The organism is Megasphaera paucivorans (genome assembly GCF_900103535.1).
Lineage (GTDB): Bacteria > Bacillota > Negativicutes > Veillonellales > Megasphaeraceae > Megasphaera_A > Megasphaera_A paucivorans.
Map to the genome: position 1 here is coordinate 45041 of NZ_FNHQ01000006.1, position 25195 is coordinate 70235.

At 39.6% G+C, this 25195-nt stretch carries 26 protein-coding genes; 7 read left to right on the forward strand and 19 right to left on the reverse strand.

Annotation, left to right across the window (positions count from 1 at the left end; translation table 11 throughout):
* Positions 1-519 precede the first annotated feature (519 nt).
* Positions 520-1419: an EamA family transporter RarD gene (gene rarD, locus BLR11_RS03935; RefSeq protein WP_091648383.1), complete on the forward strand. Its 900-nt coding sequence runs from the start codon at positions 520-522 to the stop codon at positions 1417-1419.
* 545 nt (positions 1420-1964) lie between these two features.
* Here the strand turns inward: rarD and BLR11_RS14290 are convergent.
* From BLR11_RS14290 to BLR11_RS03950, 4 genes are all read right to left on the reverse strand, one after another.
* On the reverse strand, positions 1965-2318 hold the full coding sequence (locus BLR11_RS14290) for a hypothetical protein (protein WP_218118723.1): 354 nt from the start codon (positions 2316-2318) through the stop codon (positions 1965-1967).
* On the reverse strand, positions 2312-2566 hold the full coding sequence (locus tag BLR11_RS14295; RefSeq protein WP_342707179.1) for an IS110 family transposase: 255 nt from the start codon (positions 2564-2566) through the stop codon (positions 2312-2314). The genes BLR11_RS14290 and BLR11_RS14295 overlap by 7 nt, the downstream gene beginning before the upstream one ends.
* A 452-nt stretch (positions 2567-3018) precedes the next feature.
* Positions 3019-3498 (reverse strand): YjiG family protein, encoded by a 480-nt coding sequence (locus BLR11_RS03945; protein ID WP_091648384.1) that lies wholly within the window; start codon positions 3496-3498, stop codon positions 3019-3021.
* Between the two features lie 14 nt (positions 3499-3512).
* Entirely contained in the window at positions 3513-4268 is a 756-nt protein-coding gene (locus BLR11_RS03950; protein ID WP_245675077.1) for a hypothetical protein, read from the reverse strand.
* A gap of 187 nt (positions 4269-4455) precedes the next feature.
* Here BLR11_RS03950 and BLR11_RS03955 point away from each other — a divergent pair, with 187 nt between their 5' ends.
* From BLR11_RS03955 to potE, 5 genes are all read left to right on the forward strand, one after another.
* Entirely contained in the window at positions 4456-5559 is a 1104-nt protein-coding gene (locus BLR11_RS03955; protein WP_091648386.1) for an amidohydrolase, read from the forward strand.
* A gap of 13 nt (positions 5560-5572) precedes the next feature.
* On the forward strand, positions 5573-6694 hold the full coding sequence (locus BLR11_RS03960) for an amidohydrolase (protein WP_091648388.1): 1122 nt from the start codon (positions 5573-5575) through the stop codon (positions 6692-6694).
* A 196-nt stretch (positions 6695-6890) separates the two neighbouring features.
* Positions 6891-8072 carry an acetyl-CoA C-acetyltransferase gene (locus BLR11_RS03965; RefSeq protein ID WP_091648390.1) on the forward strand — a complete coding sequence of 394 codons (1182 nt, stop codon included), beginning with the start codon at positions 6891-6893 and terminating at the stop codon, positions 8070-8072.
* Positions 8073-8443: 371 nt separating this feature from the next.
* Complete coding sequence (locus tag BLR11_RS03970) at positions 8444-9628, forward strand: acetyl-CoA C-acetyltransferase (protein WP_091648391.1); 1185 nt, start codon at positions 8444-8446, stop codon at positions 9626-9628.
* Positions 9629-9945: 317 nt separating this feature from the next.
* Positions 9946-11280 (forward strand): putrescine-ornithine antiporter, encoded by a 1335-nt coding sequence (gene potE, locus BLR11_RS03980; RefSeq protein ID WP_091648394.1) that lies wholly within the window; start codon positions 9946-9948, stop codon positions 11278-11280.
* Positions 11281-11377: 97 nt separating this feature from the next.
* Here the strand turns inward: potE and BLR11_RS03985 are convergent, their stop codons facing one another.
* Both BLR11_RS03985 and BLR11_RS03990 read right to left on the reverse strand, forming a co-directional pair.
* The gene (locus tag BLR11_RS03985; protein WP_091648396.1) at positions 11378-12247 is read right to left on the reverse strand and encodes a hypothetical protein; all 870 of its coding nucleotides are present in this window, start codon (positions 12245-12247) and stop codon (positions 11378-11380) included.
* A complete protein-coding gene (locus BLR11_RS03990; protein WP_091648397.1) occupies positions 12237-12677 on the reverse strand; it encodes a hypothetical protein in 441 nt (146 codons plus the stop codon). The genes BLR11_RS03985 and BLR11_RS03990 overlap by 11 nt, the downstream gene beginning before the upstream one ends.
* A 135-nt stretch (positions 12678-12812) precedes the next feature.
* Between BLR11_RS03990 and BLR11_RS03995 the strand changes: the two genes are divergently transcribed.
* The gene (locus BLR11_RS03995; protein ID WP_091648521.1) at positions 12813-14075 is read left to right on the forward strand and encodes a DEAD/DEAH box helicase; all 1263 of its coding nucleotides are present in this window, start codon (positions 12813-12815) and stop codon (positions 14073-14075) included.
* Between the two features lie 82 nt (positions 14076-14157).
* Here BLR11_RS03995 and dapA read toward each other — a convergent pair whose 3' ends face one another.
* The 13 genes from dapA to nusB form a co-directional block, all read right to left on the reverse strand.
* A complete protein-coding gene (gene dapA / locus BLR11_RS04000) occupies positions 14158-15042 on the reverse strand; it encodes a 4-hydroxy-tetrahydrodipicolinate synthase (protein ID WP_091648399.1) in 885 nt (294 codons plus the stop codon).
* 26 nt (positions 15043-15068) lie between these two features.
* Positions 15069-16103 carry an aspartate-semialdehyde dehydrogenase gene (locus BLR11_RS04005; protein ID WP_176762867.1) on the reverse strand — a complete coding sequence of 345 codons (1035 nt, stop codon included), beginning with the start codon at positions 16101-16103 and terminating at the stop codon, positions 15069-15071.
* Positions 16104-16133: 30 nt separating this feature from the next.
* Positions 16134-16931 carry a 4-hydroxy-tetrahydrodipicolinate reductase gene (dapB, locus tag BLR11_RS04010; RefSeq protein ID WP_091648402.1) on the reverse strand — a complete coding sequence of 266 codons (798 nt, stop codon included), beginning with the start codon at positions 16929-16931 and terminating at the stop codon, positions 16134-16136.
* 102 nt (positions 16932-17033) lie between these two features.
* The gene (gene recN, locus BLR11_RS04015; protein WP_091648404.1) at positions 17034-18707 is read right to left on the reverse strand and encodes a DNA repair protein RecN; all 1674 of its coding nucleotides are present in this window, start codon (positions 18705-18707) and stop codon (positions 17034-17036) included.
* 7 nt (positions 18708-18714) lie between these two features.
* Entirely contained in the window at positions 18715-19170 is a 456-nt protein-coding gene (gene argR / locus BLR11_RS04020) for an arginine repressor (protein WP_091648405.1), read from the reverse strand.
* Positions 19171-19172: 2 nt separating this feature from the next.
* Positions 19173-19754, reverse strand: a complete 582-nt coding sequence (gene mnmM / locus BLR11_RS04025; protein WP_342707176.1) for a tRNA 5-(aminomethyl)-2-thiouridylate-methyltransferase MnmM — start codon at positions 19752-19754, stop codon at positions 19173-19175.
* Complete coding sequence (locus tag BLR11_RS04030) at positions 19751-20623, reverse strand: NAD(+)/NADH kinase (protein ID WP_091648409.1); 873 nt, start codon at positions 20621-20623, stop codon at positions 19751-19753. Before BLR11_RS04030 ends, mnmM begins: the two co-directional genes overlap by 4 nt.
* Positions 20624-20631: 8 nt before the next feature.
* Positions 20632-21429 (reverse strand): TlyA family RNA methyltransferase, encoded by a 798-nt coding sequence (locus tag BLR11_RS04035; RefSeq protein WP_091648411.1) that lies wholly within the window; start codon positions 21427-21429, stop codon positions 20632-20634.
* A 12-nt stretch (positions 21430-21441) separates the two neighbouring features.
* Positions 21442-22323: a polyprenyl synthetase family protein gene (locus tag BLR11_RS04040; protein ID WP_176762873.1), complete on the reverse strand. Its 882-nt coding sequence runs from the start codon at positions 22321-22323 to the stop codon at positions 21442-21444.
* Positions 22323-22592, reverse strand: coding sequence for an exodeoxyribonuclease VII small subunit (gene xseB / locus BLR11_RS04045; protein ID WP_091648415.1), 270 nt, complete (start codon positions 22590-22592; stop codon positions 22323-22325). The genes BLR11_RS04040 and xseB overlap by 1 nt, the downstream gene beginning before the upstream one ends.
* The gene (xseA, locus tag BLR11_RS04050) at positions 22573-23784 is read right to left on the reverse strand and encodes an exodeoxyribonuclease VII large subunit (protein WP_091648417.1); all 1212 of its coding nucleotides are present in this window, start codon (positions 23782-23784) and stop codon (positions 22573-22575) included. The genes xseB and xseA overlap by 20 nt, the downstream gene beginning before the upstream one ends.
* Positions 23784-24743 (reverse strand): tRNA (adenosine(37)-N6)-threonylcarbamoyltransferase complex transferase subunit TsaD, encoded by a 960-nt coding sequence (locus BLR11_RS04055; RefSeq protein ID WP_091648419.1) that lies wholly within the window; start codon positions 24741-24743, stop codon positions 23784-23786. The genes xseA and BLR11_RS04055 overlap by 1 nt, the downstream gene beginning before the upstream one ends.
* Positions 24744-25190 carry a transcription antitermination factor NusB gene (gene nusB, locus BLR11_RS04060; RefSeq protein ID WP_091648420.1) on the reverse strand — a complete coding sequence of 149 codons (447 nt, stop codon included), beginning with the start codon at positions 25188-25190 and terminating at the stop codon, positions 24744-24746.
* Between the last annotated feature and the right edge of the window lie 5 nt (positions 25191-25195).

Genomic DNA, 25195 nt, shown 5'->3' on the forward strand with positions numbered 1-25195 from the left:
AATAAAGACAATTTTTAAGCACATATAAATGTTATATATAAACGACAATCATCCGTATTTTTTATAACATATAATTTTAATGTTAAAATGTAAATATATAAAAGAAAAGCACCTGTCCGATACATATCGATACAGGTGCTTTTCCAAAGGTGGATGTATTATCTATCTATATGAAGGATGGAGGTTTCAGGGTTTACCTCTTTTTACTCTTGCTAACTTTGACAGACGCTAAAAATGTAGTATACTGTAAAAATTACTTGAGTATATATGATGATAAATTTTTATTATCATTTTTAACATATCATCATGCTTAATAGGATTATAAAGTACTATTTCTTCTTCTGCAATATATACACCTATATTTTCTTTAAAAAAAGGTAGTACCACCCGAGAGTCAAATTCAAAAAACATCTATTTTATCAAATGTATCACCATTTTTTCAGGTGGCACTATAATAAGTACCACTTTTGTTTTAGGCTCTTTGCATAACTTATTTCTATATGAATAGAGGAAAATAAAATGAATATATATATTTTTTACACCTTATTAAGTCAATTCATTTGGGGATTATTACCCTTGTTTTGGCTGCTGCTCCATCAAATTTCCCCTTTATATACATTAGCAACACGAATTATTTGGTCTGCAGCCTTATGCTTTGTTTTAATTTTACAAAAAAATCTGCTGCCGGAACTAAAACATACGTTAGTAGATAAAGCGCAATGGCCTTACATTATGGGAGCTTGTATTTCTATCACGTTAAATTGGGGAACGTTTATTTATGCCATTACGCAAGGCTTCATTTTACAAACCAGTTTGGCTTATTTTATGAATCCTATCGTAGTCATTCTCTTCGGCGCATTTTTATTCCATGAAAAACTGGAATGGCTGCAACGTATTTCCATTATTTTGGCTGCTGCAGGTGTACTTGCTGCATTTTTTTTATATGGTCAATTTCCATATCTAGCTCTTACTATTTGTTTTTCTTGGTCTTTTTACAGCATGATGAAAAAGAAAATACGTTTAGAAAGTCAAGTATCTGTATTTATTGAATCCGTATCCATGGTGCCTTTTTCCATTTTATTTATCATTTACAGTGAATATACGACCATTGGAGCATACGGAATACTGCATGGTTGGGAATGGCTTCTTCTGCCTATGACCGGAATTGTTACAGCGGTTCCCATGATGCTTTTCACAGCAGGTGTCAAAGGCACTCCTTTTACAGTTTCAGGTATATGTATGTATTTTTCTCCCAGCATGGCACTAATTATCGGACTTTGTACCGGAGAAACATTAACAACGCCGCTGCTTATAACTTTTATCTGCACATGGATTGCCATCGCCCTTTATCTACTTGGTTTATTTCATACAATGCACCGTATGCGAAATAATGCAATAAAAAGAGTCACGAAAATGTAGTGCCCCTATAACGTTAGACCAAAGCGTAGCAACATTATTGTTGTTGCGTTTTTTTTGCGCAGTGGTATGTCTGAGTCGATAATCAATCGGATTCACTCATCAAAGGATAGGTCCGACCATAGTATATCTCTTGTTTCAACAGGCCAAAAAAATTTTCCATACCCCTGTTATCAAAACACGTTTCCTTATGAGACATGCTCCGGAAAATTCTTTTTCTCCTTTAATTGATTGACAAATGGTTTCATTTGATAGACCCAGCCCTGACCAGAATAACATGCACAACGCTACGGACAATCAGCAGTTACTTTACTGACTTCCTCTAACGCTGCTGTCATTCCTTGAATCGAAGGGATGCTCCGTAATGCGATAACTAAGGATCTCGCGGTTATATACATTGAGAATTGAATCGAACGACAGAATTTCCAGTCTCAGTTTTTAAACGATTCGCGACACACACTTCTGATTCACTAACAAGCCTTGTTCACGTAATTTCTTATAGATACGGTAATGTCCAAAATCTTTATTTGTGAATCGAATGACTTTGATTATCTTTCCAGTGCGGTGTTCCGTGCCGGACAGGTGAACCGCCTTTGCCAATACATGTAGGTTACCTTCATGGCACGAACAACATCGTATTCTAGCAAAGTAGTGATAAGCTCCTGCATTTGTATTAATAAAATAACTTCCAGCGTCTTGTTCACTTCTTTCAAGACGCTTACAGCTTCCTGTGTTAACATTTTGGTCGATGCGGCACAGTAGGTCAAAGTGGGGATACCATTGCAAGCCAGTGCGTAGATTGCTTTCGCCTTGGATTCACTTACGTGGTATCCTTTTTTTCGCTCAATAGCAATACCTGCGGATGAACTGAGCCTCGCTTTTTCTAGTGATGTTGTCAACATACCAGTATTCTACAGTTAGCGATACGGACAGAATCCAACTTATCCGTTTTACCTTTGCATATTGCCGTAGAAACATATTTTTTCATCACCAACAGATTGATTACACTCACAAATAATCCGGCCTCTTTTAAACTGGAAAGCAGTGGTAAATGGTATGCTCCCGCAGCTTCCATTCCGATGCTAACTTCTCCTTCCAGGGATTGGCTACGAGCTACCAATGCACGAATATCTAGTTCGATATGCTGTATTTCCTATGGTGAAGCAACAACCTCGCCATAGGGTCTGAGAATGCAGACTGTGCTTTTTCCCTTGGACACATCACTTCCTACACTTGTCATTTTGAACCTTTCTGAATAAAGTATGTAATTGGAATCCCATCTGCACTTATTGCGATTCAATTTGATTCGTTATACGAAATCCCATGTGGGTTTCAACCTGGTTAATCGAATGTTTACAATACGGGATGGCTGGCAGTTTTCATGTCGGAGGTTTCGCTCCCAAAAAGCCCACGCCAGACCAATTACTTCCCTTATTGTAAAAGAATAAGCGCAAATGTGAAACACCCGTCGGTGTCTTACATTTACGCTTTTTATAGTACCAAATTAACCCTCATACGCTAGATTTTTCAAATCTAACTTATGGCGGCAGTTCAAGAACAACGTAACTCTTTTTTATTTATGCACCTATATGAGACTACAATTTAAACAATAAACCAGTGCATAAACAACATGGCAACACAAGCATTGATACCACTGCTAACCATAAGCAGCGGCCAATATTTCACCGGAACGTCGGCGACTCCAAGAAGACGCCCCATATACTGCAATTGCGCTCCGATAAGAAAATAAGCAGGAGCCATAATCGTAATGTGCACAGGGTCCAACATTCCATTCGCTGCCATACTGACAGTCAATCCTACCGCAGCAGAACTGGATAGCCACGTCGTAAGCAATACAGTTATCGCTTCTCCTGGAAGTCCGAAAACAGCCATGACCGGTCCGAATAAGGTACCCAATACTTTCATTACTCCGAGAATATTTAATATTTCAGCAATTGTATACGCCATCAAAATATTAGGCATCAAATTGTTAACAGCAATTTTCCATCCCTTGCGGGCTCCTATAATAAAAATATCAATAGGATTATTTGTTTCATTTGTTTGTTGTGTTGCATCTGCCATAATTATGCTTCCCCCTATCCTGCGTCTTGTACTTTTTCATTTTGAAAATCTTTTTTATATACTGTATTTAACATAATCTGTACAAATTTTGCACCGGTAAATTTCAATACGAACATAACCACTAACGGCAGCCATATGGGACATACTAAAAAAGCAAAATAAGCGGATCCAATAGTAAAATAATTACTGATAAGCCCTGCCCCGGAGTACTGCCAAGCACTAATAATAATCAACTCTTTTTTTGTTATTAATTGGTCATCGTAAAGCCCCTTCGTTAAGGCTGCTCCCGCATCTGTACTTTGTAAATCAGTAATGAGGGCCAGCCCGGTCAACCCCGGAATACCCAAGAACGGACGAAGCAGCGGAGTTAGTAAGCGATGAGCCGCCTTAATCGCACCATAATGAGAAAATACCTCTAAAAAGCCTAATGCCAGCATTACCCCCGGAGCGAGCGATATCGCAAATAAAAATCCTGCTCGAGCACCCGTGCCTCCAGCACCCAGAAAATTATTTACTTCCGGCTTTTTCATGGTACCAAAAGCTCCTGACAACGTTGTAAAATCCATTGCACTCAACCATTTCAGGCCTTCCAGCTTCATGAAAACTCCGGAAAAAAATAATACAGCAACAAGTAACGCTATATACCCTTTGACACCAATATGTCCGAATTTCACACCTTCAGTTCTAAGTTTTGCAGCTCTTGCTGCTTTTTCTTCTGCAGCACCTGCTTGTGGTTGTTGACTTTCATTTGTTGAATCTTGAGTATCCACGTGTACTCCTCCTTTAGTTAAAAAGTATAATTATATATTTGACATGAATTAAAGTGTATATAATTATATGAATATAGTCAATAGTAACATCCTTATTTAAAGCTGTTTTTCATTATATAAGTTAAGTATTTAACATTTTAATATTTGCATGATATAATTATAAATATTAAATTTTAGGGGGAATTGCATGTCCAGAGTATTAGATGTATATAATTATTTACATACCATTCCTGAATTAGGAATGCAAGAAAGAAAAACATCTGCTTTTCTAGCTGATCAGCTGGAAAATGCCGGTTATATCGTTACACGCAATATAAACAACGCAACCGGTGTTGTGGGAATATACGATACGGGAATAACCGGACCTACATTAGCATTGCGGGCCGACATGGATGCTTTAGGCCATATGATAAACGGAAACTTATGTGCCCGCCACTCTTGTGGTCATGATGCCCATTGCTCCATGGTTTTAACTGCTTCCGAAAATCTAATTCAGTCCCACACCTTAAAAAAAGGAAAATTGAAAATCATTTTTCAACCTGCTGAAGAATTAGGAACCGGTGCAATTTCTTTATTAGAAGGCGGTGTTCTTGATGATGTCGATATGATATTAGGCCTTCACTTGCGTCCTAAATCAGAAGTCCCGCTCGGTCAAGCCACTCCGGCAATGTATCATGCTGCCAGCCAACGTTTAAAAGCAGTTGTGCATGGAACCCGTGCGCACGGTGCCCGCCCTCATCTTGGCGTCAATGCAATTGAGGCCGCTTCGTTGGCGATCATGTCAGTTGCCACTATCCGCATGGATCCCAACATCTCCTACAGTATTAAACCTACACAATTTGATTGCAATTCGGGTGTAACAAACGCAATTCCTGACGAAGCAACTATTATCTGGGATGTTCGAGCTGAACAAAATGATATAATGGCAACTCTTTTGACTAAGGCAAAACAGGCTATTGAAAATGCCAGCCTTTCTATGGGTGCTGCAGCTGATGTCTCTTGGTATAACCTGGTACCTGCTGCCGTATATACCGATGATGCAATTGCTTTATATACAGAAGCAATTGAAGCTGTACTAGGTAAAAAAGGAATATGTGATCCCGGAAAGACAGCGGGTGGTGAAGATTTTCATAATTTTATTTTACAGAAACCGCATCTTCATGCTGGTTATTTTGGACTTGGCTGTGATCTCGAACCGGGACTTCATCATCCGGATATGCATTTCAATACAGCTGCACTTGCCACAGGTACAGCTATTCTTGAATATGCTGCAAAAAAATATTTAGGGTAAAGGAGTTTTTACTATGTCCAATGTATTGACACATTACAACTATTTGCATGCTATTCCCGAACCTGGATTGCAGGAATTTAAAACTGCCGCATATTTAGCAGCTAAGCTAGAAGCCGCTGGCTATGCAGTTACCTGCCATATCGGTGGTGCAACAGGAATCGTTGGCACATATGACAGCGGTCTCCCCGGTCCTGTACTCGGCATACGCGCAGATATGGATGCGCTGACACATATTATAGACGGAAAAACCATACAGCGTCATACCTGTGGCCACGATGCTCATTGCGCAATGCTGCTTACCGCCGCAGAAGAAATTATAGCAGAAAACTCTATAAAAAAAGGGAAACTAAAAATTATTTTCCAGCCTGCTGAAGAAACCGGCGCTGGTGCTAAAATCATGCTGGAAGCAGGTGTCATCGATGACATTGATATTTTATTAGGAATGCATATACGTCCTATCCAAGAATGCCGCAGTGGTCAAATCATTGAGGCTATGTATTATTCCTCTTCCTGTACTATAAAAGCCATCATCAAGGGAATTCCCGCTCACGGTGCCCGCCCTCATCTCGGAGTCAATGCAATTGATGGCGCTATTGCTGCTATCACAGCAGTAAATGCAATACACATGAACCCCGTCGTCGCTTGCAGCGCCAAATGTACCCGCTTTCTCTGTGATTCCGGTGTAACTAATGCTATTCCCGAACGTGCCGCTATTACGTTTGACATTCGGGCCCAATATAATGATACAATGAAAGAACTCAAGGAAAAAGTAATTCGAGCTATTCACGCAGGCGCCGCCACGGTCGGAGCCACGGTCGAAAGTCTGGAAATTCCCACAGAATTGCCGGCCGCCGAACTTGATCCTGAAATTACTAAAATACTAGGAGATATCATAGTTGAATCCTTTGGCAAAGAAGCACTGTGTCCACCCTTTACTACTCCAGGCGGGGAGGACTTCTTCTGGTATACCTCAAAACTTCCCCATCTAAAAGCTGGATTTACGGGGCTGGGAGTAGATGCAGAACCCGGACTTCATCATCCTGATATGCACTTCGATCTATCGGCTCTGGAAAATGGCGTTATTATTCACAAAAAATCGATTACAAAATTCCTCAATGAGCCCTGTACTGATTAGAAAAATTTAGAATACCGTTATTGTTAAAAATGCATAATAGAAGTTTTTTTTGTTCTTTAATTTATATATTGATATTATATATTTCGACTAAATTATGATATACTATCTATATTAATCTTAAACTAAGCCATATATCCTAATTGGCGCATATAGTTTGTATTCTATAATTATATGCTTAAAGAAAGGTGGTTTTTAAATGAAAGAAGTTGTAATCGTAAGTGCCTGCCGTACTGCAGTTGGTAAATACGGCGGAGCCTTCAAAAATGTTCCCGCTGTTGATTTAGGCGCTGTTGTAATTGAAGAAGCCGTCAAACGTGCAGGAATTTCAAAGGATATTATTGATGAAGTACTTATGGGTAATGTACTGCAAGCCGGTTTAGGGCAAAATCCAGCCCGCCAGGCCATGATCAAAGCCGGTCTGCCTGTAAAAGTTCCTGCATTAACAGTAAATAAAGTTTGCGGATCAGGTTTGCGTACCGTATCTATGGCTGCACAGTTCATAAAAGCAGGTGATGCTGATTGTATCGTAGCCGGTGGTATGGAAAATATGTCGGCTGCTCCCTATACTATTCCTAATGCTCGCTGGGGATACCGCATGGGAAATGGCCAGCTTGTTGATGTTATGATCAAAGATGGCTTATGGGATGCTTTTAATGATTATCATATGGGTGTTACCGCTGAAAATGTTGCTAAGCAATTCGATGTCAGCCGTGAAGCACAGGACGAATTAGGATTGCGTTCTCAGGTTAAATCTTGTGAAGCCATAAAAAATGGTGATTTCAAGAGTCAAATTGTTCCGGTTGTCGTGCATGGCAAAAAAGGGGATACTATCATTGACACTGATGAATTTCCGCGTGAAGGCTCTACCAAAGAAAATCTCGCCAAATTGAAACCTGCCTTTATTAAAGACGGCACGGTTACAGCTGGCAATGCTTCCGGAATTAATGATGGTGCTGCCGCATTTGTTATTATGTCTGCTGATAAAGCTGCTGAACTCGGTCTTAAACCGTTAGCCAAAATTGTAAGCTATGCTTCGGCTGGTGTTGACCCAGCTATTATGGGTACCGGTCCGGTTCCTTCTTCACGTAAGGCACTTGAAAAAGCGGGTTTGGACGTTAAGGACATAGACCTCTTTGAATTGAATGAAGCCTTTGCTGCGCAAGCAGTATATTGCTGCCGTGAATTAGGCGTTGATATGAACAAAGTCAACATTCATGGCGGTGCTATTGCCATCGGTCACCCAATTGGTGCTTCTGGCGCTCGTATTCTTACCACTCTGCTCTATGGATTACAGGAGGTCGATGGAAAATATGGTCTTGCCTCTCTTTGTATCGGTGGAGGGCAAGGTACTGCCTGCATCGTAGAACGTATCAAATAGTCGTTGATTTTAATCTGCAAAAAGCATGGATTATAAAAATCCATGCTTTTTTTTGTAGATTTATAATTTTTCATGATATAATTTACTTATGGAAATAAGCATTAGTATTCTAATAATTTATTAAAATACTTTCTCATGTGAAAGATAAATTAAAATAAAATTAAAATGTTCTTTTTCTATTGCATTATTTTGTGAAAAAATGTACTATATTATTGTTAGATTGTGAAAAACAGAACGATAAAAATATATTTCATTATTCCTGTAATTTTACCTTTTTTTGTATAAATATATACAATGGTTTTAAGCAGCAGATATACTCTACTAGCTAAAATATATCTCATTATTTCACATTCAGAAAGGGTGGTTTTCAAATGAAAGATGCTGTTATCGTAAGTGCTGCACGTACTGCTATTGGTAGCTTCAACGGTGCCTTCGCTGATGTTCCCGTAGTAAATCTTGGTGTTACTGCAATTAAGGGTGCTTTAGATCGTGCTCAGAATGTACCTCTCGACCAAATTGACGAAGTATTGTTCGGTAATGTAATTCAGGCCGGTCAAGGACAAAATACAGCTCGTCAGGCTATGCTTCATGCTGGCATACCCCAGGAAGTTCCCGCTCTCACCGTAAACAAACTGTGTGGTTCCGGACTTCGTTGTATCTCCTTAGCTGCACAGCAAATTCAGTTAGGTGATGCAAATATCATCGTAGCCGGTGGTATGGAAAACATGAGCAACGCTCCTTATGCTATTGCTAAAGGCCGCCGCGGATATCGCATGGGCAACGGCGTATTCGAAGACTTACTGCTTCGTGATGGCTTAACTTGTACGGAAAACAATTATCACATGGGTGTAACTGCCGAAAATATCGCCAAACGTTTCGGTATTTCACGTGAAGATCAAGATGCATTATCACTTCGTTCTCAACAGCATGCTTATGCCGCTCAACAAGATGGTACTTTTGCTCGTGAAATCGTTCCTCATATAGTTCACAAGAGAAAGGGCGATGTCGTTGTTGATAAGGATGAATTTATCCGTCCAAACTGCACCGCTGCAGATCTTGCTAAATTACGTCCTGCTTTCATCAAAGACGGTACGGTTACAGCTGGTAATGCTTCCGGTATCAACGATGGCGCTGCAGCTCTCGTTATTATGTCCGCTGATAAAGCAAAGGAATTAGGGCTCAAACCATTAGCCAAAATTCTTAGCTGGGCTTCTGCCGGCGTTGAACCCGCTATCATGGGTACAGGTCCGGTTCCAGCTTCTCGCAAAGCACTCGCCAAAATTGGTATGAGTATTGACGATATGGATGTTATTGAATTAAATGAAGCTTTTGCAGCACAAGCTGTATATTGCTGCCGCGAATTAAAAGTAGATATGGATAAAACAAATATCTATGGCGGCGCTATTGCGCTGGGCCATCCAATTGGATGTTCTGGTGCACGTATTATGGTTACCCTTCTTAACGGATTGCAGGCTCGTGATGGTGAATTTGGCTTAGCTGCTCTCTGTATCGGTGGTGGTCAGGGTACTGCTTGCGTTATCCAACGTTTAAAATAATTTAATTTTCAGATAAATATAAAAAGCATGAATTCTTCGGAATTCATGCTTTTTATATTTATCTGAAATACTACATCACTTGTTTTAAGAAATTTTATAATAAATATACGATTCCAACTTTTATGATACCGCCGCTTTGTAACATTTTCATTTTTTAGACAACGGCTATATAAATTATATATAGCCATAAATTCATTTTTTTTACTTTTTATAAATTTAACTATTTAATTTTATATATAAAAATGATAAAATAAATTGATTTTAAAATTTCAAAGTATATAATTATTTTATTTATCTTAAAGAAAGAAGGACTGATAATGAAAACTGCATGTCGTAAAATGTCTGTTGTCCAGCTCACCTTCGTGACAGCTGCCAATATGCTTGGTGCCGGCATCATTATGCTGCCAACCAAACTCGCCCAAGTAGGAACTATTTCTATTATATCATGGGTTATTACTTCTTTAGGCTCCTTAGCCTTGGCTATGACTTTCGCCAGATGTGGAATGTTTTCTACAAAACCCGGTGGAATGGGCGGTTATTCTGAATATGCGTTTGGACGAATAGGACATTTTATGGCAAATTATTCCTATGCTGTTTCTATCGTTATTGCGAATGTAGCTATTGCCATATCTGCCGTAGGATATGGTGCCGAGTTTTTCGGTATTATACTAACTCCTCTGCAAACGTGCATATATACAATATCTTTACTTTGGCTCGGTGCTATTTTAAACTTCAGTGGCACACGCCAATCAGGCACACGCAGTACTATAACCATTTGGGGTGCTATACTTCCCGTTTTAGGGATCAGCATTATTGGCTGGTATTGGTTTGATCCTTCTTTATGGATATCTGCCTGGAATCCCAATGACGTACCTTTAGGCGATGCTATCGGTAACTCTATTGCGCTGACATTATGGTCTTTCCTTGGATTAGAATCGGCCGCTGTTAATATGGATGCTGTAGAAAACCCGCAAAAAAACGTTCCTATCGCAACGTTTGTCAGTACTGTCGCCGTAGCAATTATTTACGTTGCTTCTACTAATGCCATATTTGGAATCGTTCCCAATGATATTATTTTAGCTTCTAACGCACCTTTTGGTATCGCATTTTCCTATATGCTGGGTTCTACAGCCGGAAAAATCGTCATGGGCCTTATGGTCATTTCCTGCGCAGGCTCATTGCTTTCCTGGCAATTTACATTAGCCAGAGTATTTAAGACTAGTGCAGAACGCGGATTATTTCCAAAGATATTTGCTAAAGTAACAAATGCCGATGCCCCGATTCAAGGAATGATTATCATACTGTTTATGCAGATGTGCTTATCTCTTATGACTATTAGTCCTACCTTAGCAGCTCAATTTGAACTTTTAGCAAATTTAGCTGTTGTGACAAATATCATTCCTTATATTCTTTGTGCCGCAGCACTTAAGTCCATATTAACAAAAAACCACATAAACAATAAAATCTGCAATAGAAATCTTGCCTACTTTTTGGCAAGTATATCCATCATATATTGCGTATACGCACTGACCACAACAGAGGAAGCGGCCTTTATCGGCGGCGTCATTGCCGCCGGAATAGGGCTTGTCGGTTATGCCGTTAAATTTAATCTGCACAAGCAGCCATTTCCTATAGAAGATCATATAAAATAAAAACATGGAGTGTATACATATACCTCAATGAATCCATAAAAAAAGAGCTGCGAATTATATTCTCAGCTCTTTTTTATCTAATAAATAAGGCGGGTAACTATCCCTCCATACTGTCTCTAAATGCCAGTATTACTATATTGCTTACGGCAACAGCGATGGTAATTACAATTGCTTCATACACAAAGGGAGAAAAAAATACCAGAAAATTATTTTGCAATACGGGCATCAGCGTAAATACAATGGTTCCCATGATAGCAGTCTTTGTATTAAAGACCATAACATTGATAAATATCCAGACAACTCCCATCACGAAAATTCGAACAAAGGAAAGGATATGCATTCGCAGTGTCATAGACGAATTCTTTTTTGGATAAAAATAAAATGCAAAAGTTGCCAGAACAAAAACAGCAAAAAGGTATACCATACTGCTCATAATAATCGCTACGCCCATCAGAATTTGTCCAGATAAATCGGTAGTAGAGACAGCTGGAAATAAAAACATCCCCAGTAGCGAACAAGGCAGCGGCAAACTATATAAAACAGGATCCAGAAATTCAGAATACCAAAAACTTCGTCTTCGTTCATGCCAATATGAAAACAAATTGGCAAAACCATATTGCAAAAAAACCAAAAAAATCATCCAAATCGTATACAATACCAGTCTTCCCGCATATATCTTCCAGATAGGAAAGGCCATAACTCCATTCAAAATCCCTAATCCGATAAACATTCCCACAAAACCGCCATATAAAATAAAGGGAATACGCACATATGGCGATTCCCCCTTTTTTTTCACTTGGCGATAACGAAATACAGCGGGTACAAAAATAGATAGCAATAAAAATAATAATAAAGAAATAGTAACAAGTCCCATGCGGTCTGTAGAAAATGCACCAAAAGGAATAGGTATTATCCACAAAAGCAGCCAAATGACATGCTCTATCCTGCCTGCCAGCTTATTTCTCATGAACGCCTCCTGTTACAGCCGTATCCATATATCGCAATTGCGTAAGGATAAACGCTCCCAACATAGTCATACTAACTTCCACATACATAAAAATAATAAAAACAATATCACGTGCTAATGTCGGCCATTCCCAAAAAGAAGAATTTTTCCATATGTCTTCTATTTCTAAACTAAATACTAATAATGTTACAGCAGCTACAATCCACATAATAACATAAGAACGCCGGCAGATAAAACGCTGCTGTCTTCCAAAACGCGCTTCATCAAACCCCAGATACAGCAAAGGAATGCAAAAATACAGTACATTATAGGAAATAAGTGCTACTACCGCACTGGATCCATTATGTATCGTATATGCGCCAATTGGTATCGGTATAATAAAAAAACACATAAAAACACATTGACGCAAGATATCACGCCACCAACTCATTGTTCTACCTCCAACTGCTTTATTTCATACCTATTAGTATACCAGATTTTTAGTAAAAAAGCACAGGATATTTGCACACTTCCTATGATTCCTGTTATAATAAATAAATAGATTAAAGGAAGGTACATGATACTTATGGCAAAAACATTTCAGGCTCTCGGGATTACTCCCGCTCTTATAGACATATTAAAAAAACAAGGCATACATTCGCCTACAATGATTCAGGAACAATCCATTCCTTCTATCTTTAAAGGGCGGAATATATTAGCACAGGCACAAACAGGTACCGGAAAAACGTATGCATTTTTACTGCCGGCATTACAACAAATTCAAGTCAATATTCATATGGAGCAGGTTTTAATTATTTCCCCCACCCGCGAACTAGCGAAGCAAACCGCTGATGTTGCACAAATATTTGCAGCATCACTAGGAATTGATGTACTTAGTTTAATCGGCGGAAAAACAATTGAAAACCAATTACAGAAGCTTCATCGCCACCCTCAAATCATTATCGGCACTCCCGGACGGCTGCTTGATCATTGTGGGCGTAATTCCCTTGATTTAAGCGGTGTCGGTCGAGTCATAGTTGATGAAGCAGATCAAATGCTGGCTGCCGGTTTTCTCGAAGACATAGATACACTTATCAGCATGACACCTAAACGCCGTCAACTTCTTTTTTTCTCTGCGACGATTCCTGATAAAATCAGGGCACTGGCAAAAAAACACATGTCAAATCCGTTAGTTCTCAACATTTTAGAAGGTTCAACCATTGCCTTAGAAAACATTGAACAACGTATTTATATGATTTCCGAAGAACATAAATTAGACCGCCTCTGTCAAATGATAACAGAAATGAATCCGTACTTAGCTGTTATTTTCTGCAACACAAAGGAACGTGCTTCCATACTATCCAGCCAATTACTTGCTAGAAATTTTAATCTGGGTGAACTTCACGGAGATATGTCTCAAGGCAGACGGACTCAAGTATTGCGGGACTTTGCACGAGCACGCACACAAATACTGGTAGCCACGGATATTGCAGCCCGAGGCATTGACATTGAAGGAATTACACATGTATTTAACTATGATGTTCCTCACGATGTAGATTACTATATCCATCGTATCGGCCGAACTGGTCGTGCCGGAAATCAAGGTCTGGCCATCACTTTTGCCACTGCAGCAGACGAAAATTGGGTACGTCGCATAGAACACAATATAAAAGCAACTATTACAAAATATACGGCTTCGGGACAAATCAAAATAAAATCAAGCAATCAAGCACCTAAAAAGAAACAAGTTATTAGTGATAAATTACCCTCCAGTTCATATCAGGCAACAAAGAAAAAAACACACAAAACATTACATCGCGGCAGCGATAATCGCCGCCGCCGCAAATGAAACAAAATAATATAAAAAAACACGCGTATATATTGTCATGTAACAGGGGACAATGTATACGCGTGTTTATATTGCTGTTCTTTTACATAATTCCTGCATCTTTCATCATCTTAATAAGGAATGTCTTTGTATCTTCATCGGCATCCACCATAGGCAGCCGGAATGTACCACCATGTAATCCCAATAAATTGACACATGCCTTAATAGGAGTAGGGCTTACCGTACAGAAGATTCCCGTCATAACGGGTAAATACTTTTGGTGCAATTCCATTGCTTTCTTTGTATCTCCATCTTTATAAGCCTGTATCATAGCATTCATCTGTGGCCCTATAATATGGGATGCTACACTGATAATTCCACATCCGCCCACAGAAAGAATCGGCAGCGTCAATGAATCATCCCCACTATAAATGTAAAATCCTTCTGGAGCATCGCTGGCAATTTTTGTAGCTGCTATCAAATCACCGCTTGCTTCTTTGATGCCAATAATATTAGGAAAATCCTTCGCAAGACGAACCACCGTTTCCGGTAAAATTTTCCCACCTGTACGACCAGGTACATTATAAATAATAATAGGAAGGTCAGTTGATTCGGCTATTGCTTTAAAATGAGCATAACAACCAGCCTGATTTGGTTTATTGTAATATGGCACAATGCATAACAGACAATCAATCCCTGTTTGTTCGGCTTCCTTTGTAAATGCTATTGTCGCAGCTGTATCATTAGATCCGGTATTTCCCATTACCAAAACCTTATCGCCTACAGCCTTGACAATGTCTTTAAATAATTTTATTTTTTCCGGAACTGACATCGTTGCACCTTCTCCAGTCGTCCCTGCAACAAGAATCCCATCAGAACCATTATTTACATAATATTTTGCTAATTCCACGGCAGCTTCATAATTAACAGACCCATCATCATTAAATGGTGTAATCATAGCTGTAATAACATTACCAAATTTCAACATAAAGACTCACTCCTCTTCCCAAATTTTTATTTAAACATCTCATGATCTAGCATGTATTCTGCAATTTGCAGTGCATTCAGTGCTGCGCCCTTGCGGATCTGATCACCCGTAACCCAAAGATTGACAGCTTTCGCATTATATAAGTCTTTGCGAATACGTCCAATATAGACATCGTTTTTATCGGATGTGTACAACGGCATGGGGTATTCCATTTCTTGCAAATTATCTTGAATCTGGGCTCCCGGAAACGCATCAATTGCCTTGCGGATGGCTTCTATAGATAGTTCATCTTCTGTTTCTACAAGAACCGATTCAGAATGACTGCGATATACAGGAACTCTTGCCGTCGTCGGAGAAATTTCAATGGCGTCATCATGGAAAATTTTATGCGTTTCATTGACCATTTTCATTTCTTCCTTAGAATACCCATTTTCCTGAAACGTATCAATGTGCGGAATAATATTAAAAGCAATCGGATAATGTTTCGGCAAACTCTTGCTTGGCAATATATGCGGAATCATTTCTTCCCCGTTTAAATAGGCTTTAACTTCATCTGTTAATTCATCGATACCTTCTTTTCCTGCACCGGATACTGCCTGATAGGTACTGACAACGATTTTTTTAATTTTAGACAAATTCTGAATGGGTTTTAATGCCATCAGCATAATAATAGTCGAACAATTCGGATTGGCAATAATCCCTTTATGCCAGGAAATATCCTCTGGATTGACCTCCGGAACAACAAGCGGTACTTCAGGATCCATCCGGAACGTACTGGAGTTATCAATGACAACACAGCCTCGTCTTGCCGCTTCAGGTCCTAATTCTTTGCTAATAGAACCTCCGGCAAATAGTCCTATATCTACTCCATTGAAAGATTCCGGTTTAGCTTCTTCTATTGTATATTCTCTGCCGTTGACAGTTGCCTTTTTACCCGCTGAGCGACTGGATGCTAATAATTTCAATTCACTGTACGGAAAATTTCTTTCTTCAATCAAACGGATAAATTCCTGTCCTACGGCACCTGTGGCACCCAAAATCGCAACGACCGGTTTCTTCAAAATAAACCCCTCCTAAATTTCTGCTTTATTTTATAAAAAATTTTCCAACCCAAAAGTTAACCCCGGATGAGAACCCACCTTTTTAACAGCCAAAATAACACCTGGCATAAAAGATTTACGATCCAAAGAATCATGACGGATAGTAAGTAGTTCACCATACCCTCCAAACAGGACTTGCTGATGCGCTACATAACCTTGAAGACGTACACTATGCACAGGTATGTCATCAACTTTGGCTCCGCGGGCTCCTTCAAGGCTTTCATGTGTTTTATCAGGAGCGGCTTCTGCATGTGCCGCCTTACGGGCATCATTAATTTTTTCAGCTGTAAGGATAGCGGTTCCTGATGGTGCATCAAGTTTATTATTATGGTGCAATTCAATAATCTCAGCATCAGGCATATAGGGTGCAATGATTTCTGAAACCTTCATCATGAGGACCGCACCAATGGAAAAATTGGGAGCAATGAAAATATTGGTTTTATGCTCGTCTGCTATTTTTCCAAGTTCAGTTCTCTGAGAAGCTGTAAGTCCTGTTGTCCCTACCACCATATGAATGCCGTGTTCCATAACGATTTTGGCATTATCGAAAATAACTTTTGGAATCGTAAAGTCAACAACTACATCCGGTTTAATATCTTCCAGAGACTTAGCCAATCCTTCACGGACAGGTATACCTAATGTACCTATACCAGCTAATTCTCCGCAGTCTTCTCCTATAGACGTAACACTTACACCACCAACAAATTCTAGCTCTTTATCTTCATATACAGCTTTGACGACTTGGCTTCCCATTCTGCCGTCAGCACCATTTACAAGTACTCGCAACATAGGTATTCCTCCCCTATACTAATAATTAATGATTGAATTGTTTATAATATATACCTATTAAAACTTTACGTCAATAAAATTTCGTGTATACATATCAGTCCGTCAATGAACTTGTTCTATAAGCTGTTTCGCAGCTTCAATAGACACCTTGGTCGTATCATTCCCAGAAAACATACGAGCAATTTCCAAAACATGCTCTCCAGGAGAGAGTTGTTTGATTTGAGTTACTGTGCGGTTCTGTATTTCTTTTTTATATAAAAAGTAGTGATGATCGGCAATCGCTGCTGTTTGAGGCAAATGCGTAATGCAAAGCACTTGGGCAGCACAGCTTAACTTGCGAATGTGGGCAGCAACTTCAAGCCCTACTTGTCCACTGATTCCTACATCAATTTCATCAAAAATAAGCGTTCTCTCTTTAACTATATCTGCACTGATGGTTTTAAGTGCCAAAGCAATACGCGATACCTCTCCACCGGAAGCAATTTTAGATAAAGGCTGCAAGGGTTCTCCCTTATTAGCTGAAAAATACAATTCAACCAAGGCCGCACCTTGCGCACTAATCTGGTCCATAGGTTCTACATGAAAAGAAATTCGTGCATTTTCCAGTCCTAACTGCGCCAATGTTTTCTGCATAGCAGTACGAAACGTACTGTTGGCAGCTTCCCGCATCCGCTGCAATTGCCCGGCTGTTTCTCGCAAACTCTGTTCTAAAACGACATTTTTTTTCTGCAGTACATTCAATGTGTATTCGGATTGATCCAATCTTTCATACTCATCTTTAGCTCGTTTCAAAAAAGACATGATTTCATCAATTGTACTACCGTATTTGCGCTTTAACTTTTCAATCAGTGCTAATCGAGATTGCATAACATCAAGTTCCTGTTCATCAAAAGTAAATGCTTCTGCATATTGCAAGAGTTCATCATGGATATCTTCCATTTCATAGGTTATCGTCTCTGTTTTATCTCCCATATTTTTAAAGATTGTATCATACGCTGCAGCATGGCTAAAAAGATGCTTCATTTCACCCATCTGCTGCATAATTCCGGGACGGCGTTCACTTCCATCAAAAAGGATTAAAATATCACGCAGACTATTTTTAATTTTTTCAGCATGAGATAATCGGTTTATTTTATCTTCCAGTTCATTATCTTCCCCTGATTTTAGTTTTGCCTCTTCAATTTCCTTAATTTGAAAATCAAGGATACTAAGCATATGTTTTTTTTCGGCTTCATCCTGTCGCATCTGCTGTATTTGCTGCCGCAGCAATTTCCAATTGCGATACGCAGTATCATACTTTTCTCGGACAGTCCGAAGCTGCGGTGTGAGTCCATCCAGCAAACTTATATGATATGATGGGTCAAAAATAAGGCGATTGTCAAACTGTCCGTGAATATCTAAAAGCTGTTCTCCTATGTGCCGCATAACAGCTGTAGATACTAACGTACCGTTTATCAGTATGGAACCCCGCCCGTTCAGATTAAATTGACGAGATATGACGACTTGGTTTTCATCATATGCAATATGGTTTGCCTCAAGGATTTTCTCCAGTGCCGGATTCCCGGTAAAAAAGAACGCGCCCTCAACTAAAAATGAATCTGTGCCTTGCCGCACAAATTCCGCCGATGCGCGTTTTCCTGCCAGCATGCCGATGGCGTCAAGAAGAATAGATTTTCCTGCGCCGGTTTCACCGGTAAATATAGTGACGCCTTCAGCAAAAACAATATGCAAATCTTCTATCAATGCAAAATTCTGAATATGCAGCGATTGCAGCATAAAAGCCTCATTCCTTCATTAGCGAAACAATAAGTTTTACAAGTTGTGACACGGTATCTTGATTATTTGTAATAATTAATATGGTATCATCTCCGGCAATTGTCCCTATGACACTTTCCCATTTTGCATGATCAATAGCCGATGCCACCATATTAGCAGAACCCGGAAGAGTATGTAACACAATTTGATTTAAACAAAAATCAACACGTACGATAGAATCTTGAAATAATCGAGCCATACGGTTTTTAGACATAAGAATATTTTGTTCAGGTGATAATGCATATCGGTAATGTCCATCACTCGTAGGCACCTTAATAAGCATTAGTTCCTTGATATCGCGGGAAACCGTAGCCTGCGTTACTTCTATGCCTTCTTGCTGCAAAGCCTTTGCCAATTCTTCCTGTGTCTCTATCGGCCTGGATTGGACGATTTCTTTAATTTTAGTATACCTAAATCTCTTCATTTTTACCCTCTTTTCTGAATAATATATAAAATTGGTGGGTTGTGTATTTGATTTAAAGGCTGCCAATATGATACATCATATTCTTTCTGCGGCACATGCTGCAAAAATTTCTTTAAAGCATGCTGCTCTTCTTCTCCTGCTGGTGTACCTGGATAGGCTGCTAACATAATTATGCCATTTTTCGCAATTTTATTCAAGCATATTTTACATGCATTTATAGTCGTTGCGCTTTGCGTATAAATGGCATGATCTCCTGCCGGCAAGTAACCTAAATTGAATACAACCACGTCTAAAGGTTCTGTAATCTGCGTAACAAGTTGATCATGCGATCCTACTCCATATATAATATGCAGGTATTCCCTGTCTTTTCCAGACATATTTTTTTTTGTTTGTTCAATGGCGCAAGATTGAATATCAAAAGCATATAACTGTGCCGATTGATTCATATGCTGTGCTAAAAACATGGTATCATGCCCATTGCCGCACGTCATATCAACAAGTACTTTTGCCTTCGGAATATAGGGAAGTAAAAGTGCATGTGCCATAGTAACAGCATTTTTTAACGGAAAAGTTTCTATCATCATTTCGTTCCCATAAGTTTAGTAAATAAATTTTTGTAAAAATAATTTTTATTAAACCGCATAAGTTTTAACGTCCTGTCAGATTTTCGAATATGCAGCGTCATATCCTTAGTAAATTCCAAATCCACCATGCCATCCACAGAAATACGAATACTATTACGATTATTGGCTGCCGTAAAGCTGACACGGTCCGTATCGCTTAAAATCAAGGGAACTTTAAGCAGCAGATGCGGACAAATAGGTGTTACCATTAAACACGGTGCTGACGGTGCTACAATCGGCCCGCCACTGGAAAAAGTATAACCGGTACTGCCGGTCGGCGTGGAAATAATAATGCCATCACAAGGATATTGTTGAATAAAGTCATGATTAATATACATATCAAGACGAATAAGCTTTCCTACATTGCCATGACCGACAACTATATCATTTAACGCTTCCGGCATAATTTGAACAGATCCATCTTCCAAGCAAAGATCAGCTTGAAGCATCATTCGTTCTTCAATAAAAAATCGTCCTTCCAAAATGTCTTTAAGACGGTTTTCCAATGACTCTGTCTCCACTTCGTACAAAAATCCCAAAGAACCAATATTGACTCCGCAAATAGGAACACCTCTGCCGGCAAATTCGCGAGACAGTTTAAGTATGGTTCCATCTCCCCCCAAAACCATCGCAACATCAATAGAATTAAAGATAATCCCTCTTGGTTTTAAATGTGCCTCAGGAATTTCTTTGAAAATGGATTGTTTACCATTGCGTACATCTTCCGGCAAATAAAAATCTACTTGATATTGCAAACATAATTCCATAAGTTCATGAACTAAAGGAGCACTTTCTTCTTTTACCAGATTAGGAAATATACCAATTCTCATACTATCACCTACATTTGATGGGATTTCTCCACAATATCGTCTATCATATCCTCTGTAATTTCATTATGCTTTGCTATATTCTTGCAACTATATAGTAAATATTCTATATTGCCCTCAGCGCCTTTGATGGGAGAAAAAGTCAAGGCCAGCGGAGATAGTCCTTCTGCCGCAATTCCGTTCGTAACATGGCGGATAACATACCGGTGGATATCTCTATCACGAACAATACCGCCTTTTCCCACATGTTCCCGTCCAGCTTCAAACTGCGGTTTAATTAGAGTCACCATAGTACCGTTCTCCTTCAAAAGCGGTACAACGGCAGGCATTATTTTTAAAAGAGAAATAAAAGACACATCAATGGAGATAAAATCAACTGCTTCTCCTAAATCTTCTAATGTCACATTGCGAATATTGGTCCGCTCCATATTTATTACACGTTCATCCGTACGTAGTTTCCATGCTAGTTGTCCATATCCAACATCAACAGCATATACTTTTTTTGCTCCATTTTGCAGAGCACAATCTGTAAAACCACCAGTAGAAGCACCTATATCCATCATAACCGCTCCCTGTAAATCAATAGGAAAAGCTGACAATGCTTTTTCCAGCTTGAGCCCCCCCCTGCCTACATACGGAATAGGATTTCCTTTCACAATAATCTCCGCTTCTACATCTATTTTGGTGCCGGCTTTATCTACACGTTGATTTCTGACAAAAACCAGCCCGGCCATAATTGTTGCCTTCGCTTTTTCGCGACTCTCTGAAAGGCCGCGAGATACAAGCAATGTGTCTAATCGTTCTTTCATTATCCTACCCTCTTAATTCACCCTTACCAACATATATTCTACTAATTCTTTCAATATCCTGGCTCTGTCGCCGAACGGCTTCAGTGAAGTACTGGCTGATTCAGCGGCTTGACGTGCCAGGCGTCGTGCTTCTTCTAAGGAGAAAATAGTTGCATATGTTGCTTTTTTATTTTTTTCATCACTGCCAACCGGTTTTCCTAATACATGGGAATCACCTACTACATCAAGAATATCATCGGTAATTTGAAAAGTAAGTCCCATATAAAGAGCATAATCATCCAGCGCATTCCGTTCTTCCTGCGTCGCATCTCCTAAAATTGCAGCAATATCAATTGCTGTTTTAAAAATAACTCCTGTTTTAGCCTTATGAAGCAGCTTTAATCCATCAATGCCGATTTCCATATTCCCTTCCGATTCAAGATCAAAAGCCTGTCCGCCCACCATACCTGCAGGTCCTGCAGCCTGTGCAAATGTCGAAATAATAGCCGCAATTTTTGAAGATTCTATCTGTTTTTGGCTGGCCATTAATTCAAACGCATACGTCAATAAGCCATCTCCCGCCAAAATTGCCATTCCCTCTCCGTACACTTTATGATTTGTTAAGTTCCCGCGTCTATAATCATCATTATCCATGGCAGGCAAATCGTCATGAATCAAGGAATACGTATGAACACATTCCAATGCACACGCCATGTCCAGATAAGGCCGCGGATTTTTTCCCAGCATCTCAATAACCGCAAGCATTAAGATTGGACGAATCCGTTTGCCGCCGCCATTAAGGCTGTAATTCATAGATTCATAGAGTGTCTCAAAGGCTTTGACATCGGTACACAGCAATTCTTTCAGCCGTGCATCAATATGTTTTTTCTGTTCTTCCATATACTCTTGCAGCATCATAGGTCTAACGTCCCTTCTTCGGTTACCCCATTGGCACTGTTATTCTCTTCTTTTTGTGCGTCAACATGAACAGCCATCAATGCTTCCACTCGCTGCTTTGCATATTCCAGTGCGCTTTCACATTCCTGCGACACTTTAACAGCTTTTTCAAACAAATCCAGAGATTCTTTCAATGTTAAATTAGGAGTTTCCAGCGCTTTAACCAATTGTTCCAGCTGTTCATAATTATTTTCAAAATTTTTTAATTTATCTATTCCTTTTGCCATGAATTGTTACCTCTTTCACATCCGTCGTAATCAAACCATCGACTAATTGTATATATAAAGGCTTTTCTTTGGAAACGCTATGTATATCCGAAATAATATGACCATCCTGTTCCAGTTGTCCATACCCTTTGCGCACAAGCAAGATAGGGTTCATTGCTTCCAGTCCTGCTTTCAATTCAGCACATTTTTTTAAATTATCAGCGTAACATAAGTTGAATTGCTGCAGTGTCGTATGCAAAAGATGTTCCACCTGTTGTTTTTTTAAAATCAGATACTCATCATACCGTTTTGGTTGTAATCCAGCAGTTGTTTTGATTACATCATGCTGCCAGCGCTCAAAACACAAAGAAATGGCATGATACGCAGATTCTGTCATTTCTGCTATATCCAACGCCATTTCATCAAAAGACGGAATAGCCAGCTCTGCTGCATGCGTAGGTGTCGCTGCTCGTACATCTGCTGCATAATCAGCCAGCGTTGTATCTGTTTCATGTCCTATAGCGGTTATAATAGGAATTTCAGAATGATAAATTGCCTGTACCACTGCCGGATGATTAAAGCACCATAAATCTTCCATAGAGCCACCGCCGCGGGCAAGAATAAGTACATCCAGATGCGAATCAGCACCTGCTGAAGCAATTTTCTGCGCAATTATAGTTTCTACTCCGACGCCTTGCACCGGAATGGGAAAAAGTTCAATCTGCACATAAGGATTTCGTTCTGCTGCGATTTTATGAATATCATGTAATACAGCACCCGTCTTAGAAGTAAGGATACCTATAGTCCAAGGAAATCTAGGCAGCGGCTTTTTATGTTCCGTATCAAAATAGCCTTCTGCCGCCAGTTCCTTTTTTACCTTTTCATATTCTGCCTGAAGTTTTCCTACACCCTGAGAAAAAAGACGTTCTATAATAAAAGATACTGAACCTGCTTTTTCATACACCTGAACCGCTCCAATAACAACGACATGGTCCCCTTCACAAACGTTATCCATAGAACGACCTGCCCGTCCGGCGAATAAAATTGCATGAATAGAACAATTGTCATCTCTTAAATTCATATAATAATGTCCATTAGATGCACGTTTCAGTCCAATAATATTTCCTTCCATCGCTACGCTTTGAAGTTTATAGTCTTTATAAACATCTTCTTTAATGCGTCGAACTACATCTGTTACAGATGCATATTTCATCATTTTTTCTCCTTCTGATATGCATAGGACGCCCAAAAAGCCGCCCCAGTTGCATTATCAGCACTATAACACGGTTCAGCTGTATCTATGCGTATATCATGTATACCACCATAATGCATCAGACACTCTCGCAAATATGTGTTTGATAAGACACCCCCTGCCGCAACAAGCCGCTCCATTCCTCTTTCACAACCGAAATCAAGGAGTTTTTCCAATCCGTTCCAAATAGTTGAAAGTGTCCATTTAGCGATTTTTGTCATATCATAACTTTTTTCTGCCATATACCTCTGCGCTTGGGATTCCGGTCCGGAAAAACTGATTTCCCCACTTTTATAAAATACAGGTGCCCCTCGGACAACAGCAGAATATTGCTGTGCTAAAGTATCTATCGCAGACCCGGCAGGAAAGGAAAGTCCCATCGCCACCCCTACCCGATCCACAAATTGTCCGGCACTAATATCACTGCTGCCGCCAATTCGTGTAATTGACAAGCCCCGTTCATCGGGAGATACGTATAAAAAATCTGTGGTTCCTCCAGAAAGGTGTAATCCATAAAAAGGTTCTATCCCTATTTTTTTTAAATTGCACAGTACTGCAAATAAATGATTTTCCTGATGACTAATCACATACAGCGGCACTCCCAGCACCGCCGCTAATGAACGAGCATATCCATAGCCCGAATAAAACGCCGGCATATAAGAATCTTCGCGCCGGCGGGGTTTATCGGTGACCCCAATAGCACGAATATCCATATAATCTCGCAACGAAGTACTTAATTTTTCAAAAAGTTCTGGTAAGTTCCGCGTATGCTGATAAACCATATTGGATTGCGCTAACCCGCGTCCACCCTTAGCTACTTCAAGAATTTTTCGTTCATCAGCAATGACACGATACGTCTCATCTACAAGAGAAACAGAAGTTGTATAACAACTCGTATCAATGCCCAAATAGGTATTCATCTATCTTTTATCCTTTACATACGCACCTAAAATACCATTGACAAAGCGTGAAGAAGCAGGACCGCCATACCTTTTAGCCAACCGTACCGCTTCATTAAGAACAATAGATTCTTCAATATTTTCCTTAGGATACAACAGTTCACAAAGAGACATCCGCATAATATTTTTATCTGTTCTATCCATTTGTGACAAATCCCATTTTTTGGAATAATGACCGATAATTTCATCAAATTCCGCCATATGCTGCCGCGTTGTTTCCACTAAGTAGGTACAATAGACATTCTCATCCTGCATTGTCAAATCATCATTTTCTTCAAATGCGTCCTGTTCATCTGCCGTATTGGTTTCCAATATTTCACTTTCTGTATACTGTATGTCGTTTTCCTCATGAAATTCCCGAGAAAACAAAATTTGCAGCGCCTGTTGACGCGCTTTATATCTGCTCACGCTGA

Excerpts from the sequence above, each read along its gene's own strand:
- rarD (WP_091648383.1), top strand. The coding sequence starts at position 520 with ATGAATATATATATTTTTTACACCTTATTAAGTCAATTCATTTGGGGA.
- BLR11_RS03960 (WP_091648388.1), top strand. The coding sequence starts at position 5,573 with ATGTCCAATGTATTGACACATTACAACTATTTGCATGCTATTCCCGAA.
- BLR11_RS03985 (WP_091648396.1), bottom strand. The coding sequence starts at position 12,247 with ATGAGAAATAAGCTGGCAGGCAGGATAGAGCATGTCATTTGGCTGCTT.
- dapB (WP_091648402.1), bottom strand. The coding sequence starts at position 16,931 with ATGTTGCGAGTACTTGTAAATGGTGCTGACGGCAGAATGGGAAGCCAA.
- BLR11_RS04035 (WP_091648411.1), bottom strand. The coding sequence starts at position 21,429 with ATGAAAGAACGATTAGACACATTGCTTGTATCTCGCGGCCTTTCAGAG.
- xseB (WP_091648415.1), bottom strand. The coding sequence starts at position 22,592 with ATGGCAAAAGGAATAGATAAATTAAAAAATTTTGAAAATAATTATGAA.
- BLR11_RS04055 (WP_091648419.1), bottom strand. The coding sequence starts at position 24,743 with ATGAATACCTATTTGGGCATTGATACGAGTTGTTATACAACTTCTGTT.
- mnmM (WP_342707176.1), bottom strand. The coding sequence starts at position 19,754 with ATGATGATAGAAACTTTTCCGTTAAAAAATGCTGTTACTATGGCACAT.
- argR (WP_091648405.1), bottom strand. The coding sequence starts at position 19,170 with ATGAAGAGATTTAGGTATACTAAAATTAAAGAAATCGTCCAATCCAGG.
- BLR11_RS03955 (WP_091648386.1), top strand. The coding sequence starts at position 4,456 with ATGTCCAGAGTATTAGATGTATATAATTATTTACATACCATTCCTGAA.
- potE (WP_091648394.1), top strand. The coding sequence starts at position 9,946 with ATGAAAACTGCATGTCGTAAAATGTCTGTTGTCCAGCTCACCTTCGTG.
- BLR11_RS14290 (WP_218118723.1), bottom strand. The coding sequence starts at position 2,318 with ATGTTGACAACATCACTAGAAAAAGCGAGGCTCAGTTCATCCGCAGGT.
- BLR11_RS03990 (WP_091648397.1), bottom strand. The coding sequence starts at position 12,677 with ATGAGTTGGTGGCGTGATATCTTGCGTCAATGTGTTTTTATGTGTTTT.
- dapA (WP_091648399.1), bottom strand. The coding sequence starts at position 15,042 with ATGTTGAAATTTGGTAATGTTATTACAGCTATGATTACACCATTTAAT.
- BLR11_RS03995 (WP_091648521.1), top strand. The coding sequence starts at position 12,813 with ATGGCAAAAACATTTCAGGCTCTCGGGATTACTCCCGCTCTTATAGAC.
- BLR11_RS03970 (WP_091648391.1), top strand. The coding sequence starts at position 8,444 with ATGAAAGATGCTGTTATCGTAAGTGCTGCACGTACTGCTATTGGTAGC.
- BLR11_RS04030 (WP_091648409.1), bottom strand. The coding sequence starts at position 20,623 with ATGAGAATTGGTATATTTCCTAATCTGGTAAAAGAAGAAAGTGCTCCT.
- BLR11_RS03965 (WP_091648390.1), top strand. The coding sequence starts at position 6,891 with ATGAAAGAAGTTGTAATCGTAAGTGCCTGCCGTACTGCAGTTGGTAAA.
- recN (WP_091648404.1), bottom strand. The coding sequence starts at position 18,707 with ATGCTGCAATCGCTGCATATTCAGAATTTTGCATTGATAGAAGATTTG.
- BLR11_RS03945 (WP_091648384.1), bottom strand. The coding sequence starts at position 3,498 with ATGGCAGATGCAACACAACAAACAAATGAAACAAATAATCCTATTGAT.
- BLR11_RS04040 (WP_176762873.1), bottom strand. The coding sequence starts at position 22,323 with ATGCTGCAAGAGTATATGGAAGAACAGAAAAAACATATTGATGCACGG.
- xseA (WP_091648417.1), bottom strand. The coding sequence starts at position 23,784 with ATGAAATATGCATCTGTAACAGATGTAGTTCGACGCATTAAAGAAGAT.